Source organism: Lysinibacillus sp. COL-1, from assembly GCF_059814265.1.
In genome coordinates, this window is record NZ_JCAWSJ010000004.1 from 1,996,271 (window position 1) to 2,010,867 (window position 14,597).

The 14,597-nt window shown below is 38.5% G+C and carries 16 protein-coding genes and 1 riboswitch; of the genes, 12 read left to right on the forward strand and 4 right to left on the reverse strand.

The features are described from left to right. Positions 1-119 precede the first annotated feature (119 nt). The 3 genes from AC6BKE_RS18285 to AC6BKE_RS18295 all read right to left on the reverse strand — a co-directional run bounded on the left by AC6BKE_RS18285 (position 120) and on the right by AC6BKE_RS18295 (position 3,348). Positions 120-320, reverse strand: a complete 201-nt coding sequence (locus AC6BKE_RS18285) for a cold-shock protein (protein ID WP_036122451.1) — start codon at positions 318-320, stop codon at positions 120-122. A 228-nt stretch (positions 321-548) separates the two neighbouring features. Then, positions 549-1,175 (reverse strand): response regulator transcription factor, encoded by a 627-nt coding sequence (locus tag AC6BKE_RS18290; RefSeq protein WP_036122449.1) that lies wholly within the window; start codon positions 1,173-1,175, stop codon positions 549-551. After that, positions 1,150-3,348, reverse strand: a complete 2,199-nt coding sequence (locus AC6BKE_RS18295) for an ATP-binding protein (RefSeq protein WP_089932200.1) — start codon at positions 3,346-3,348, stop codon at positions 1,150-1,152. Before AC6BKE_RS18295 ends, AC6BKE_RS18290 begins: the two co-directional genes overlap by 26 nt. A gap of 189 nt (positions 3,349-3,537) precedes the next feature. On the opposite strand from AC6BKE_RS18295, the gene AC6BKE_RS18300 reads away from it, so the two are divergent. From AC6BKE_RS18300 to AC6BKE_RS18355, 12 genes are all read left to right on the forward strand, one after another. Beyond that, the gene (locus AC6BKE_RS18300; protein ID WP_101966626.1) at positions 3,538-4,455 is read left to right on the forward strand and encodes a hypothetical protein; all 918 of its coding nucleotides are present in this window, start codon (positions 3,538-3,540) and stop codon (positions 4,453-4,455) included. 89 nt (positions 4,456-4,544) lie between these two features. Next, positions 4,545-5,522: a thymidylate synthase gene (locus tag AC6BKE_RS18305; protein ID WP_036122437.1), complete on the forward strand. Its 978-nt coding sequence runs from the start codon at positions 4,545-4,547 to the stop codon at positions 5,520-5,522. Positions 5,523-5,609: 87 nt separating this feature from the next. Next, entirely contained in the window at positions 5,610-5,888 is a 279-nt protein-coding gene (locus tag AC6BKE_RS18310; protein WP_499857598.1) for a hypothetical protein, read from the forward strand. Positions 5,889-5,933: 45 nt separating this feature from the next. After that, positions 5,934-6,140, forward strand: coding sequence for a hypothetical protein (locus AC6BKE_RS18315; protein ID WP_036122432.1), 207 nt, complete (start codon positions 5,934-5,936; stop codon positions 6,138-6,140). A 107-nt stretch (positions 6,141-6,247) separates the two neighbouring features. Next, on the forward strand, positions 6,248-6,661 hold the full coding sequence (locus tag AC6BKE_RS18320; protein ID WP_101966627.1) for an Rrf2 family transcriptional regulator: 414 nt from the start codon (positions 6,248-6,250) through the stop codon (positions 6,659-6,661). Positions 6,662-6,731: 70 nt separating this feature from the next. Further along, complete coding sequence (locus AC6BKE_RS18325; RefSeq protein ID WP_036122408.1) at positions 6,732-7,361, forward strand: NAD(P)-dependent oxidoreductase; 630 nt, start codon at positions 6,732-6,734, stop codon at positions 7,359-7,361. 151 nt (positions 7,362-7,512) lie between these two features. Beyond that, entirely contained in the window at positions 7,513-8,934 is a 1,422-nt protein-coding gene (gene aspA / locus AC6BKE_RS18330) for an aspartate ammonia-lyase (RefSeq protein ID WP_369802710.1), read from the forward strand. Between the two features lie 174 nt (positions 8,935-9,108). Then, on the forward strand, positions 9,109-10,353 hold the full coding sequence (locus tag AC6BKE_RS18335; RefSeq protein ID WP_499857600.1) for a methyl-accepting chemotaxis protein: 1,245 nt from the start codon (positions 9,109-9,111) through the stop codon (positions 10,351-10,353). Between the two features lie 605 nt (positions 10,354-10,958). Continuing rightward, entirely contained in the window at positions 10,959-11,339 is a 381-nt protein-coding gene (locus AC6BKE_RS18340; RefSeq protein WP_036122398.1) for a PH domain-containing protein, read from the forward strand. Positions 11,340-11,556: 217 nt separating this feature from the next. Then, positions 11,557-12,030, forward strand: a complete 474-nt coding sequence (locus tag AC6BKE_RS18345; protein ID WP_499857602.1) for an 8-oxo-dGTP diphosphatase — start codon at positions 11,557-11,559, stop codon at positions 12,028-12,030. A 244-nt stretch (positions 12,031-12,274) separates the two neighbouring features. Further along, entirely contained in the window at positions 12,275-12,712 is a 438-nt protein-coding gene (locus AC6BKE_RS18350) for a GNAT family N-acetyltransferase (RefSeq protein WP_499857603.1), read from the forward strand. Between the two features lie 321 nt (positions 12,713-13,033). Next, positions 13,034-13,217, forward strand: a riboswitch (cobalamin riboswitch). A gap of 228 nt (positions 13,218-13,445) precedes the next feature. Further along, positions 13,446-14,168 (forward strand): hypothetical protein, encoded by a 723-nt coding sequence (locus tag AC6BKE_RS18355; RefSeq protein ID WP_499857605.1) that lies wholly within the window; start codon positions 13,446-13,448, stop codon positions 14,166-14,168. Positions 14,169-14,182: 14 nt separating this feature from the next. Here AC6BKE_RS18355 and AC6BKE_RS18360 read toward each other — a convergent pair whose 3' ends face one another. Next, entirely contained in the window at positions 14,183-14,596 is a 414-nt protein-coding gene (locus AC6BKE_RS18360; RefSeq protein WP_499857607.1) for a hypothetical protein, read from the reverse strand. Between the last annotated feature and the right edge of the window lies 1 nt (position 14,597).

Below are 14,597 nucleotides of genomic sequence, written 5' to 3' on the forward strand. Positions count from 1 at the left end.
CAGTTTCCAATTGCCCATCAGGGAGAAATGTCTGTACCTTTGCAATCATAAGACAAACAAAAAAGAGACATCCGAAAATGGATGTCTCTTTTTATACGCACGTCTATGTTAAGTGAAGATTATAGTTTCACTACATTCGTTGCTTGAGGTCCGCGGCTGCCTTCTTCTACTCCGAATTCAACTTTTTGGCCCTCTTCTAAAGTTTTGAAGCCATCTGTTTGAATCGCTGAGAAATGTACGAATACATCATTGCCACCTTCAACTGCGATGAAGCCAAAACCTTTTTCTGCGTTAAACCATTTTACTGTACCTTGTGTCATGTAAACACCCTCCCAAAAAAATTCAACAATCAATTGCTTCCATCACATATAAAAACGTTTTCAAAAGCTCTTATACCAGTTGAATCTGCGTTTTTAATCATCGCAATGAAGTAATGTAATTATTAACTATATTATAGTACAGAATTGTTTGTATATCCAGTAAATTCCGTTTTTAGTAAGAAAAAATTTACATTTGTCATCTATTAGTAATATAACGATAGCGTCTCACTAATCTATCCATGCTTTTTCTTTGGCAACAATCACAGCCTCTGCGCGTGATTCTACACTTAGTTTCACAAATAGCTTTGATAAATAATTTTCTACAGTGCGCTGGGTGACACCGATAGCAGAGGCGATGGCTTTATTCGTACAGCCTTGGGCAACGAGCTGTAAAATTTCCTGTTCTTTGTCGCTCAGTAATACCTCCTGTTGAACATTAGGTAGGTTGGCTCGTTGCTGGACAAAGTCTAAGAAATCAGCTGCCAGTAATATTTCGCCTCTTAGCGCTGCCTGAATCGTTTGGATGACCTGCTCCTTTGTCGCCAATTTTGATAATAGACCATCAATCTTTTTTTCAATTAACAGCTCATAGTAATCAGAAAGCTCGTAGCCTGTATAAAGAATAATAAGTGCCTCAGGTTGCTTTTTCCTAATCATTTCTGATAGTTGAATGCCATTAATAGGCTTCATATTAATATCGATAAGAAATAATTGAAAACTTTCCGTCTCCATTCTTGGTAAAACGGCGGCACTATCCTGCTCCGTTTTGATTTGAACATTGGCTAAATCCTGTAGCAATGTTTTCGTACCATCTAAAACGACAGGATGGTCATCTATAATAAGTATGTTCATCATATGAATCACCGTCCTCTTGTATTTGTATAAAAATATGCATGCCTTCCTTGTGGCTCGATTGGATGGTGATGTCACCATTAAAAGCACGGACACGTTCACGAATGCCATTAATGCCCATTGAAGCAGAGGACTGAATTAAATCGTCAATGTCACAGCCAATTCCATTATCATCATATTGAAGGATAAAGCCCTGAGGCATCGCCTGTAATTTTAGTGAAACCTCGGTTGCCTCGGCATGCTTGATTGCATTATTGAAAAGCTCCTGAACGAGGCGATAAACCACAAGGTGGAGCGTGACATCCTGGAAGTGCACCCGGTCAATTTGAGCGTCTAATAAAAAGTCAGCACGTATTTTTACCTTTTGAATCAGTTTTTTTAATGCCATTTGTAAGCCAAAGGTATCCAGGAGTGGGGGACTTAAGTTCTCGCAATATTCCCGTAAGTCCTTTGTTGCATTTAATAGCTGTTCCCGAATAGCTAGTACGGTCTCCTTTTGAATAGTAGGAGAGCTAGCAAGAACATCGAGTTCTCTAGCTAAATGCAGTTGCTCCTGCAAAATGGTATCGTGTAATTCTTGTGCTAAAATACTCTTTTCCTTCTCAATAATATTCCATAGCAATTTATCGAGCCAAGGAAGCGGCGTATCACTGGTGTTTTTCATATGCTGAATTTCGCGTACTAAATCTTCAATTTGCTGTAAATTATTAATAAACATCGATACATACAGTGCCAGCAATTCTAACCAAAGAAGCTCTTCCTTTTGAAGGGCATGCCGTATTTCTAGTAAAATTTTTTCATCCCCAGCATCGTGCAACAACAATTGGGTATAGTTGCTACCAAACTTTGGAGAAGGGGTTTCTTCTGTTATCGTACAGATATGGAAGGCAGTTGTGCCTAGCTTCTCGGTAATTTCATATTTAAAACGATCCAATAACTCTTGTTGGTTTTTGGCTTTGCCCATACGTTGCACTGCTGCATATAGATTATGTACATAATTTCCAGTAGAAGAAAAGATAATTTTTCTATACTTAAAATCGATGCGTTCTTTAATATAGAAGCTAGCAATGATCACCATGAAAATTAGTAAAAATATACTTGTGACATGGACGATGGATAATTGACCTAAGAATAAGAGGGCAATCCCCGCAGTCGATAACAAAGCGCTGAAAAAGGCCAGTGTGGAATAATAGCGCAAACGTGATAATTGGTATTCAATATCAAATAATCGTTCGTTTACCTGAATGAACAGAAACGAGAACGGTATAAATAATAGAAATAACGCAGCAATTTCGGCATGTAGTAATGGCCTATGCCCTAAAATTTCAGGTGTGACGAAAAATAATAAAAAGGGTAAAAATGGTACAATAAAAGCAATGGCAATCAAGCGAATTTTCGCCAATTTCGTGCGTAAATAACTCGTTAATAAAATATAAATAGCATAAAGCACAAGAACCGCAAATAAGCTTAAGTTCAAGATAGGCATTATTTCACGTAAAGCTGGCACGTAGCTTTCAATAAGAGAACAGCCAGGAATGATAAACGGTAGAACATAAAGCCATTTGCTGTGAGGATAGGTCCATCTGATTTGTAAGTAACGGAAAAAATGCTGTAAAAAATGGATGAAGAGCACTAAACATAGCACAATACTAATGCCAATGGTAATCATTCCAATCAGATTGCCTCTTGCCGAAGCGCCAGTGCTTATATAGCCCATGGAGCAGGTTAATAAAAATAAGACCAATAAAAATGTCGGGATGTTATCTTGATTGCGTCGCCAGACATAAAGTGCAACGCTGAAAGCTAAAAGAAAATAAAAGATCGGAAAGAGAATTTGCAAATATAATTCTTCTGGCATATCACTGTGCTTCACAGCAATGCTTTCAATGGTCCCATCAGACTTTTGAATCGTTAAGGTATTGGCACTTCGAATGATGGCATATAACTGAACAAAGCGATTCTCCATGGCTGGTTGTCCATCAATGGCCACAACGATATCGCCTTTTTCAATATTTTTTTGCGCAGCCCAGTGAGGATAGTAGCTATCTATAATGACTGGTTGACCGTTTGTCGTATCGAGAGTGAGGCTAATAAAGGGTGTTTTGATAGTAACGCCTAATACATAAATGCCAAGTATTAAATATGTAAGAAAAATAAAATATGTCCATTTTTTCATTGGGAAACCTCAAATTTGTGTATGATAATAATCTCCTATATATTATCGCTAATTATTGATAAATTTGGAATACCGAAATAACGTGTTTCGGAAAACCACTATTGCCTTTTCGGAATAACGAAATAGTGTTTTCGGACATGGCTATGATACGGTGAATTTAATTATTGTGACGAACAGGGGGTCTATTGCGTGAAAAAAGGCATTTGTACATTTATTCTTTTTTTCCTCATCGCTATGATTACCATTCCATTGACCACGAAGGCCAAAATGGTGAATCAAGATAAAGTCGAGGTAGAAATCGGTCTCATTGGTAGTGATCATCATTTTGTCTATAAGATTCCGAAGCATTTACATAAGGATATGCCCTATACAGACATGAAAAACGGTATTCAAGCTTCCTTAGCTAGTCATTGGAACATTGAAGAGGCCCGTTACGAAGCCAATAAGTCGGATGTTGCCTATACCTTTTATATTCAGGATTTATTTCAAGAAAAGCGAGATGGCCAGCTAAAAGTAGCAATCCCATATCGTAATTTAGTAGGCATGTTTGGGGAGCAAGATCCCATTCAATTGCGTATTTTAGCGAGTAAATTATCGAGTTGGACTGTCAATACAAAGGACTGGACAGCGTTTGGCTTTATGGAGCCTTTTACTGTTTTAAGTGAGCGTGAATATGTTTATGAGGGAGCAGTTAATGATTTATTAAACCAGAGGGTTGGTCATTTTGATGGCACGATACAAAAAAGTCAATTGCTATTATACAGCATCATTTATTTTTGCTTTATGGCAGTCCAACTGCTTGCTTGCATGATTTTGTCTAGGCGTTTAAAAAGAAAAATCATCGAAAATCCAGACAATATGCACCAGTTCCGTAAACTTAATTATCTGTATCAATTGTTACCGATTTTGATTATAGTTGCCCAAATCGTATTCCTCGTGTTATCGGGCTTGATTACAGCATTCGGGCTTTACTTTAGCCCTGGCATTGATTTATTAGTCATCGTTGGACCGATTTTATTGAATATTATCTTACTGCCCACTTTTTTCGTCACAACCGAGAGTGAAATTTCACGGGAGCTCAATAACAATTCCTATCATTCGGGCTGATGACAGCTTTATTCAACATTTGACATACGAAAATCCGCCATGTAATGGTATAATGGTCAACAGCAAAAGTGAGGAGTTGTTGAACAAAAATGATGCATCCAGAAATGGCGTACTTAAATTTACTACAACATATATTAGAAAATGGCACGAAAAAAGAAGATCGGACAGGGACAGGTACATACAGTGTCTTTGGTTATCAAATGCGCTTTGATTTAAGCAAAGGTTTCCCACTTTTAACGACAAAGCGTGTCCCTTTTAAGCTGGTAGCGAGTGAATTATTGTGGTTCATTAAAGGGGATACGAATATCCGTTATTTATTGCAACATAATAATCATATATGGGATGAATGGGCATTTAAAAAATGGGTGGAATCAGATGCCTATACAGGACCTGATATGACCGATTTTGGCCGTCGCTGTTTAGTGGATGAGTCGTTTAATGCCTTGTATCAAAAAGAGCTGGCTTCATTTTGTGAGCGTGTCTTAACGGATGACGACTTTGCGCAGCAATACGGCGATCTCGGTAATGTCTATGGCAAGCAATGGCGTCATTGGACTACATCTGATGGCCAGAGCCTTGACCAGCTACAGGATGTTATTGATCAAATTAAGCATAATCCTGACTCACGACGTATGATTGTCAATGCGTGGAATCCTGAGGATGTTATCAATGCGGGGGCAAAGGGCAGTAAAGCGGCATTACCGCCATGTCATGTGATGTTCCAGTTCTATGTGGCGAATGGTAAATTAAGCTGTCAATTAATGCAACGAAGCTTAGATACATTATTAGGCTGTCCGTTCAATATTGCTTCTTACGCTTTATTAACGCATTTAATTGCACATGAGTGTGGACTAGAGGTTGGCGAATTTATTCACAGCATTGGGGATGCTCATATTTATGCGAATCATGTGGAACAAGTGAAAGAACAGTTATCACGGGAGCCAAAGGACCTACCGACATTGCACATCAATCCAACTAAAACATCGATCTTTGATATAGAGCTTGAGGATTTATCCATTGAAGGATATGATCCGCATCCAGCTATTAAAGCACCGATTGCCGTATAATCCTAGCAGCAGCCGTCTTGGTTGCTGTTTTTTTCGAACGAAGCACTAGGTCTAACGATTTGTTTTACTAAATAGGTAAGCAGTTGGATGACTGGACGAATAGTAGTTGATTATAGTAATTATGGGATTACTAGCATTATTTGGAGCGAGTCAGTCCATTATCGTGTAGAGGTGAAAGTTGTGAAAAATACAATAGTACTTCAAGCAGATGAATGTGAGCGGCAGCCGAGTCATCAACGGCAAAAACAGAGTGCTACACAACAGGTGTGTTCTTGTAACACGAAGAAATTATCACAGCAGCAAATTCACGAAATGATGCAAATCATCGAAGAAATTCGTTTGAAAGGCTATAAAGAAACACTATAAATGTAAGCGCCTTCTAAGCTATAATGACTATGGAGGTGTTTTTTTATGAATGTAATTTTTGTCGATTCATTTTCTGGAGAAGAGTTATTACATACGGTGTCACATGATGTGGCAGGTATATTGGCTGCAACTCAGGGAGAAAGTGTGACATTTCCAGTCGGTCATTTCAAATATGAATTTCATAACTTAGATTTTTATGATGACAATGGACAAATACGTCAGGAATTAGTGATATATGTGAAGAAAATATAAACGGCGTATTTGATGTAACATAACGGAGAAAATAAATACAGGTGACAAAAAGGGCTTGCTTTTTTTTGCACCTGTAACTATAATGGTTACAACAGGTGGTGATACATATGGTGAACAGTCGATTTTCGGTGGCGATCCATATTCTTTCTCTCATTGCTACAACATCTGATAAAAGCTTACTCACGTCCGACTATATGGCTGGGAGCGTGAATACTAATCCCGTTGTTGTAAGACGTATGATTGGCGTTCTAAAAAAGGCTGGCTTACTGTCATCACATTCGGGCATGGCTGGCTATGAGCTATTAGTCGAGCCAAAGGATTTAACACTTTTAGCTATTTATCAGGCGATGAATGGGCCAGAGCAGCTTTTTGCGATTCATGATGAGCCAAACCCAGCGTGTGCAGTAGGGCGGAAAATCCAACATACATTGGAAGGTGTCTATACATCTGTTTGGCAGGCAATGGAGGAGCAATTACAAGCACAGACGCTACAGGATGTGCTGGATCAACTTCGTGCTTAGACGGAGATGGTCTTTTTGTATCCAACCTGTAACTAAAATAGTTACAACTAAATTTGAGGAGGAATAAATAATGAAAATTGCCGTAATTGGTGCAACAGGGAAAGCAGGACAAAAAATAGTAGAGGAAGCGTTACAACGAGGTCATGACGTAACAGCTATCGTTCGTTCAGCAGCTAAAGTGACAGCCGCTATTCCAGTGCTTGAAAAAGATGTCTTGGATATAACAGCAGAAGATGTGAAGGGCTTTGATGTCGTTGTGAATGCATTTGGTGCGCCAGCAGGACAAGAACAGTTACATGTAAAAGTGGGCCGTCATTTGATTTCGATTTTCAAAGGGATTGCTACAAAATTAGTTGTTGTAGGTGGTGCAGGTAGTTTATTTGTGGACCCAGAGAAAAAAGTGCGTGTGATGGAAACACCAGATTTCCCAGCAATGTACTTAGCGACAGCGCAAAATCAAGGACAAAATCTAGAGGATTTACAACAATCCTCTATTACGTGGACATTTATCAGTCCATCAGCATTTTTTGATCCAGAAGGACCACGTACAGGTCACTACACAGCAGGTGTTGACCATTTATTAGTCAATGACGCGGGTGAAAGCTATGTCAGCTATGCTGATTATGCGGTTGCTGTCGTAGATGAATTAGAAAATCCACAGCATGTAAATAGCCGTTTTACAGTGACATCGAATAAATAATAAAGGCAACCGAGCGTAGGAAATGCGCTCGGTTTTTAGCGATTTCTTTGCTTTTTTGAAGGATTTTTTTCGTTTACAGAAAAATGACTGTTTACAATACGACTTTTATTAGCTACTATCAAGTGTGAGTATTACATAAAAGGAGACGACAATGATGTCAACACAACGTATAGAAAAAGATTTTTTAGGTGAGCGCGTATTACCAGCAGAGGCTTATTACGGAATTCAAACATTACGTGCAACGGAAAACTTCCCAATTACAGGCTACACAATTCACTCTTCACTTATTAAGGCGATGGGGATTGTGAAGAAAGCAGCGGCTTTAAGTAATATGGAAGTACACCTATTATCAAAAGAAATTGGTGAGGCAATTGTCGAAGCAGCACAAGAAGTAATTGATGGCAAATGGGATGCAGAATTTCTTGTAGACCCAATCCAAGGTGGAGCAGGTACATCCATCAATATGAATGCTAATGAAGTCATCGCCAACCGTGCCCTAGAAATTTTAGGGAAAGAAAAAGGTGACTATCACACAGTAAGCCCAAACAGTCATGTTAATATGTCCCAATCAACAAATGATGCGTTCCCAACAGCTATTCATATCGCTGTTTTAAATTTAATAGATGAATTATTAGTAACGATGGATTATATGCAATCGGTTTTCCATCAAAAAGCAGAGCAATTTGCACATGTCATTAAAATGGGTCGTACGCATTTACAGGATGCCGTGCCAATTCGCTTAGGACAAGAGTTTGAAGCTTATTGCCGCGTGATTAACCGTGATATCGTACGCATTCGTCAAACACGTCCAAATTTATATGATGTGAACATGGGTGCAACGGCTGTTGGAACAGGTTTAAATGCCTTCCCAGATTACATTAAATCCGTTGATGAGCATCTTGCTGAAATTTCTGGTTTACCATTAAAAGGTGCGACACATTTAGTGGATGCAACACAAAATACAGATGCTTATACAGAAGTATCAGGCGCTTTAAAAATCTGTATGATTAATATGTCTAAAATCGCTAATGACTTACGTTTAATGGCTTCAGGTCCTCGTGCAGGCTTAGGAGAAATCCTTTTACCAGCTCGTCAACCAGGATCTTCGATTATGCCAGGTAAAGTCAACCCAGTTATGCCAGAGGTACTGAACCAAGTTGCCTTCCAAGTGATTGGTAATGACCATACGATTTCACTAGCATCTGAAGCTGGACAATTAGAATTAAACGTAATGGAGCCTGTTTTAGTGTTTAACTTAATTCAGTCCATTAGCATTATGAATAATGTTTTCCGTGCGTTTACGGAAAATTGCTTAAAAGACATCGAAGCAAATGAAGAACGCATGAAAGAATATGTAGAGAAAAGTGTAGGGGTACTAACGGCTGTCAACCCACATATTGGCTATGAAGTAGCAGCACGTCTTGCGCGTGAAGCAATTCTAACAGGTCGTTCTATTCGTGAGCTTTGCATTGAAGAAGGTGTCTTAACAAACGAACAATTAGACTTAATATTAGATCCATATGAAATGACACACCCAGGTATTGCTGGCTCTAGTATCATGAATTTAAAATAATTCCAACATCAAGACTGTAGACATGCTTTACGAGCTGTCTATAGTCTTTTTTTATGCAGTCATCAATAGACTTGTGTCTTTGTTCTTATAAAAGAGAGCGTATCCTTATGATTTTTAGGATTTTTCAACTATAATAATGGTATGGAAGACATATTTTAGTTGGGGGAATTTGGAATGAGTTTGCGAAAAAAGAGTTTACTTGGCTTTGCAGTTTTAAATGTCTTAATGATTATTATTCTCTTTATTGATTTAGCCAATGTAACGACATTAGAATGGCTTTCGACTGTATTAACCATCGTAGGAATAGCCATTACATTAGCTTACACCGTATATGTTCATTACAAAGTGATACAGCCTATCAAACAATTAACAGAGGCTGCACAGGGTATTACGGCAGGCCAATTAGATACAGTTGTCATCGAGGTTCGTGACAAGAGTGAGATTTCTCAGCTAGCGCAATCCTTTTTAGAGATGCAGGAACAATTACGCACAATGACACAAAAAATTGCGCACAGCTCTACAGATTTATCAGCAAGCATCGAAGAATTATCCGCAAGTACGAATGAAATTACGGTAGCTGTGGAAGAAGTCGATCAACAAATGGAGAAAACGTCAGAGGGCTTGAAGCAAGCGGCACAATCTGCCAATGATAGTGCTAATGCTATGCAAGAAACGGTCGATGGAATCGGACGAATTACGGAAGCCACTCAGGATGTGTTTGATCATGCAAAAGATGCCAATGAGATTGCAGGAAATGGAGCGAATATTTTACATGTGGCGAAGGAACAAATGAAATTTATTTCTTCTTCAACCGAAAAAACGAGCGGACTCATGCAGCAATTATCCAATAAAATGACAGATATTAAATCGATGACTGAGATGATTACAGCTATTACGGACCAAACGAATTTATTGGCATTGAATGCCGCCATTGAAGCAGCTCGAGCTGGAGAACATGGGAAAGGCTTCGCAGTTGTGGCAGAGGAAGTGCGTCAATTAGCAGAGCAATCCAAGCATTCTGCTACACAAATCGTGGACTTAGTAGTGGGCATTGAAACTGACACGAAACAGGTAGCATCCTCAGTGGAGGAGGATTTAAAAAATGTTCAGCAGGGTGTCTATGTCATTGATGAAGCAACAAAATCCTTTGGCACGATTTCACAGCATGTTAGTCAAATGACGAGCCAGCTTGAAGATATTTCAACAACAGCTGAACAGCTTTCTAGCAGTGCCAATGAAGTAGCTTCCTCTGTGACAACGATTGCTAATGGTATGGGTAAGCTATCGCATTATACAGAGGCTGTTTTACATTCAATGGATGAGCAAACAGCCTCAATGCAAGCTGTCAATCATGTGACACAGGATTTAAGCGTACAAGCTGATAATTTACAAAAGCTAACAAATCAATTTCAGGTTTAAGCAAGAAAAACATATTTTCAAGGTTTTTTAGCCCTGAATAGTTATCTAAGAACAAGATGATTTTGCCTCCACAGATAGCTATGCACAAAGGTGGTTTCAGGCGATAGATAAGTAATTTGAAATGCACTTCCTGTCATTAGAATGGGAAGTGTTTTTTATTGGCGGACCAACGTAATTAATTTCTTAGTGAAATCCTTAGAGATCACGTAGATTGTATGCGTAACCTTAACCTACATTCAGCTACTGATTTGTCCTTTTTCACCTTACCAAAGGTGATAGCCATATTTGTTTCTAGCCGTATCCTCTATTTACACCATATTGACAACACCTTCATTTTTGACAGCTGTTGCCATCGCTTCTTGGAATAATATGAGTGATTCTTCATTCCCATACTCTTTAAAAAAATCGCTATTTACCTTACCAAAAGAGATGCTAACCTTAACTAGCTCGCCCTCTCTTCATCACAGCCTAAACAATAGCTAGTAGAGAGCCTATGATTACGTGCAATGCTTCGCCTTTATAGACTCAATAAAACCATTATTTCCTGTCGTAGCGCTATCTTCTTTGTAATACATTAAATAAATGACAATGAAAGGGGCCAGGAGATGGGCTTATTTGATGGATTAATCGGCAATGCGAGCGAGGTGAATTTAGAAAAATTACAGGAGGAGGTCCGTGATTTATTGATTCCAAACGAAACAATCAAAAATGCCTATAAAATTATAAGAGACACGTTTATTTTTACGAATAAACGATTAATCCTTATCGATAAGCAAGGGGTGACTGGCAAGAAAACCGAATATCATTCCATCCCCTATAAAAATATCGTTCATTTTTCAGTAGAAACAGCCGGGACATTTGATTTAGATGCAGAGCTCAAAATATGGGTGTCAGGCAGTTCGTTACCGATTCAAAAAAACTTCAACAAGGCGACGAATATTTACAAAGTGCAAAGTGTTTTAGCGCAGTATGTTTTGGGGACGTAATGTATGGTACTAAAAGCCCGCATTTATGCGAGGCTTTTTTGTTGTGCAAAGAAAGGATGATAAAGATGAGGAAATACCTTGTGAAGGGTGTAAGGGATTCCAGTTCCGATTACGAAACAGGCACATAATGTAGAGAAGGTGTTAAGAGATAATAAAGTTGTTTAACTAAGAAGGACACATATATGGTAATATTTATTTAAAAAAGATGGAGTGAATTATGAGTAATTCTATTAATTATAAAATATGGACGGTGTGTATGATTCAAAGTGAAGAGAAGGTTTTACTTCTGGATAGACAGCACGACCATTTCAAAGGTTTTATTCCACCGGGTGGTAAAGTTGAATTTCCTGAAAGTATTGTAGAAAGTGCTATCAGAGAAGTAAAAGAAGAAACGGGGTTAGAAGTTAGAAACCTTATTTATAAAGGGCTTTATGAATATGTTAATCCAGTCGCAAAAGATAGATATATGATATTTAATTACATAACAAAGGATTTCAAGGGTGAACTCTTGAAGGATGCTCCAGAGGGGAAAGCGGTTTGGGTAGATATAGAGAACGCATATAAACTTCCTATGCAGCCATCGATACGGAGAAGATTTCCTTTATTTTTTCAAGATGGAACATTTGAGATTCAAGTTGAATGGAACCACGAAGAAAATAAAGAAGGGAAAGTTACTATACGTCACACCTAAAACTTGTTATTGGACTGACAGGGGGCAATCGTTCAATAGAGCAGTCGCTTTTCAATAACATCGAGGTCAGTTCAATACATATATATGTGAAGAATAAATAATGGGGCTTAAATTTACCCACTTTGTTAAATAGTTTAACTTTCAATATCTAAATGGTAGAGAGGGATTAAGAATAGCTAGAGAAAATTCTAAAATAAAAGGTGCTTGACCGTCCTTTTGTTTATTTAACGAACGGTGCATATTGTTGAAGAAGAAATTTTATAATAGTGATTTATTAAAGAATAGGGAAGCGGCAGTAACCATGAACTACATAATCAGATTAGCGAATGAAAACGACTTATCGGGTTTATGGGATAGTAGAAATAATAAAGATCTATTCACGGATTATTTAAAGCAATTTGCAAAAAAGGAATTATATTTGGTAATTGCTGAACAAGACGCACTTATATTAGGTTTTGGAGTTCTTAAATTAAAAGGTACTTTGCTTCCTAAATTAAGTGACCTATATGTAAAAGAGGATTATCGTGGTAATGGTATAGGTTCAGACTTAATGAGGTATAGAGAAAATATTGCAAAGAGTTTAGGACATTCTGAAATATTTGTGAGTGTTGGCCCGATAGAAAATCCCAACATGATAAAGTTAATTAGCAAACACGGTTACGAACCTATCTCTTACCTATAATAAAACCTACACAAGAATTGATTTCAAGAAGTTGTTGAACTAACGGGGCTAGTTGAACAAGATTTAAACAACTTTAAAGAGCCTTCTTATAATATAATTTTTGTATTTTTTGATTAGAAATAACTTTATTATCATTTTACAGAAAGCAATTAAAGAGATGCTCAGTGTGACATGAGGAAAACCTAGTATTCTATGCATCCATTTTACATGGAATTATTTTGAAATAATTAGTATTTTCTAGCATAAATTGACTTTGGACATACAATACTTTACAATGATTAGCTAAGGAATAGAGAATTTTCGCAAATTTCCTTACCAACTGAATAGCGTGTAGTAATAGGTGTAAATTGCGTGCAATTTGCTTAAAAGGGAAGTCGGTGCGAATCCGACACTGTCCCGCAACTGTAAATGTGAGCGACTTTTCAGCAACCACTGTCAAATGATGGGAAGGAGAAAAGTGGCAATGACCATGAGTCAGGATACCTGCCTGTTACGAGTACACACCAGTAACCTACGAGGAATAGGAGGTGGCATGTTGACAAAACAGAATGCTCTGTTCGTCACGGTACGTCAAACGCCCAAAGTAAATGAAGGGGTTCGCAATCGGGCTCATTTACACATACTTAGGGTTTGTTTGGCATTGGGTGATGAACGAAGATAAGCGAAGGATTTCCTCAAAAATGGTAGGAAGTCCTTTTTGTTTTGACATTATGTACGCAAAGGGGATGCATGTATGACTTCTTTAGATATGACCATTTGTAAGCAGCCACGCACAGAAGTTGCCAAGAAAGCGAAAACAAGAATGGCGGTCGAATCATTGATTGACCAATTATTAGCAACGAAGCTGATCCGCAATGATCGCTTCTTTGAGCAAATTTTATATAATAAAGAAATTATTTGGATACAAAATGGGGATGTGGACGGGCATCTTTTTGCGAAGGCAGCGGTAACCGATCAACTGAAAACGAAGACCAATAGCTTTATGATGTATATGCCGACTAACCCGATTGTCTATGAGGTTAACGGGGAGCCATACCATTTAATTACACGCATTGATTCCACACGTGCCAAGCCCAATCTTGACCGTCTGTCACTGGAGCCAAAGCCTGTTTTAAGTGCAGCACGTGTCAATGATGTATTATGCTCGATTGTGATGCGTTTTTATGAAACATATATCCACGATTTAGCGCCTCAACATGATAAGTTAATAGCCTTTGTGCAGCAGGAATATGCCCAATTTATTGAAGCGGTTCAGGCATTAAATGATTACCATTTCAACTGGCATCCACGTGGCAACGGTCACGAGCTATTGCTGCAATTAATTGATCAACTGCAAATTTTAAAAAGTTATCCTGGTAAAGTGCTAGTTGATTTCACAAACACGCATGACTACGTGATTGTCGAGCCTGCATACCTTGTGCACAGTCCTACAAAGAAAGCAGTAGGTGCATTATAAACTCAAGCCCTCCATCAAACGGAGGGCTTGTTTTTATTTATTTGAAGGGTAGGGGGTAAATACTCTCGTTCGAGCAAGGAATACTCGCGGAAGGAGATGAAATACTCTCGTTCGAGCAGCGAATACTCGCGGAAGGAGATGAAATACTCTCGTTCGAGCAGCGAATACTCGCGGAAGGAGATGAAATACTCTCGTTCGAGCAGCGAATACTCGCGGAAGGAGATGAAATACTCTCGTTCGAGCAAGGAATACTCGCGGAAGGAGATGAAATACTCTCGTTCGAGCAGGGAATACTCGCGGAAGGAGATGAAATACTCTCGTTCGAGCAACGAATACTCGCGGAAGCAGATGAAATACTCTCGCTCGAGCGGGGAATACTTGCGGAAACAGATGAAATACTCTCGCTCCAGCAAGGAATACTCGCGCAAA

Coding starts and splice junctions, on each gene's coding strand:
- AC6BKE_RS18285 (WP_036122451.1), bottom strand. CDS start 320: ATGACACAAGGTACAGTAAAATGGTTTAACGCAGAAAAAGGTTTTGGC.
- AC6BKE_RS18290 (WP_036122449.1), bottom strand. CDS start 1,175: ATGATGAACATACTTATTATAGATGACCATCCTGTCGTTTTAGATGGT.
- AC6BKE_RS18295 (WP_089932200.1), bottom strand. CDS start 3,348: ATGAAAAAATGGACATATTTTATTTTTCTTACATATTTAATACTTGGC.
- AC6BKE_RS18305 (WP_036122437.1), top strand. CDS start 4,545: ATGATGCATCCAGAAATGGCGTACTTAAATTTACTACAACATATATTA.
- AC6BKE_RS18310 (WP_499857598.1), top strand. CDS start 5,610: ATGACTGGACGAATAGTAGTTGATTATAGTAATTATGGGATTACTAGC.
- AC6BKE_RS18315 (WP_036122432.1), top strand. CDS start 5,934: ATGAATGTAATTTTTGTCGATTCATTTTCTGGAGAAGAGTTATTACAT.
- AC6BKE_RS18320 (WP_101966627.1), top strand. CDS start 6,248: ATGGTGAACAGTCGATTTTCGGTGGCGATCCATATTCTTTCTCTCATT.
- AC6BKE_RS18325 (WP_036122408.1), top strand. CDS start 6,732: ATGAAAATTGCCGTAATTGGTGCAACAGGGAAAGCAGGACAAAAAATA.
- aspA (WP_369802710.1), top strand. CDS start 7,513: ATGATGTCAACACAACGTATAGAAAAAGATTTTTTAGGTGAGCGCGTA.
- AC6BKE_RS18335 (WP_499857600.1), top strand. CDS start 9,109: ATGAGTTTGCGAAAAAAGAGTTTACTTGGCTTTGCAGTTTTAAATGTC.
- AC6BKE_RS18340 (WP_036122398.1), top strand. CDS start 10,959: ATGGGCTTATTTGATGGATTAATCGGCAATGCGAGCGAGGTGAATTTA.
- AC6BKE_RS18345 (WP_499857602.1), top strand. CDS start 11,557: ATGAGTAATTCTATTAATTATAAAATATGGACGGTGTGTATGATTCAA.
- AC6BKE_RS18355 (WP_499857605.1), top strand. CDS start 13,446: ATGACTTCTTTAGATATGACCATTTGTAAGCAGCCACGCACAGAAGTT.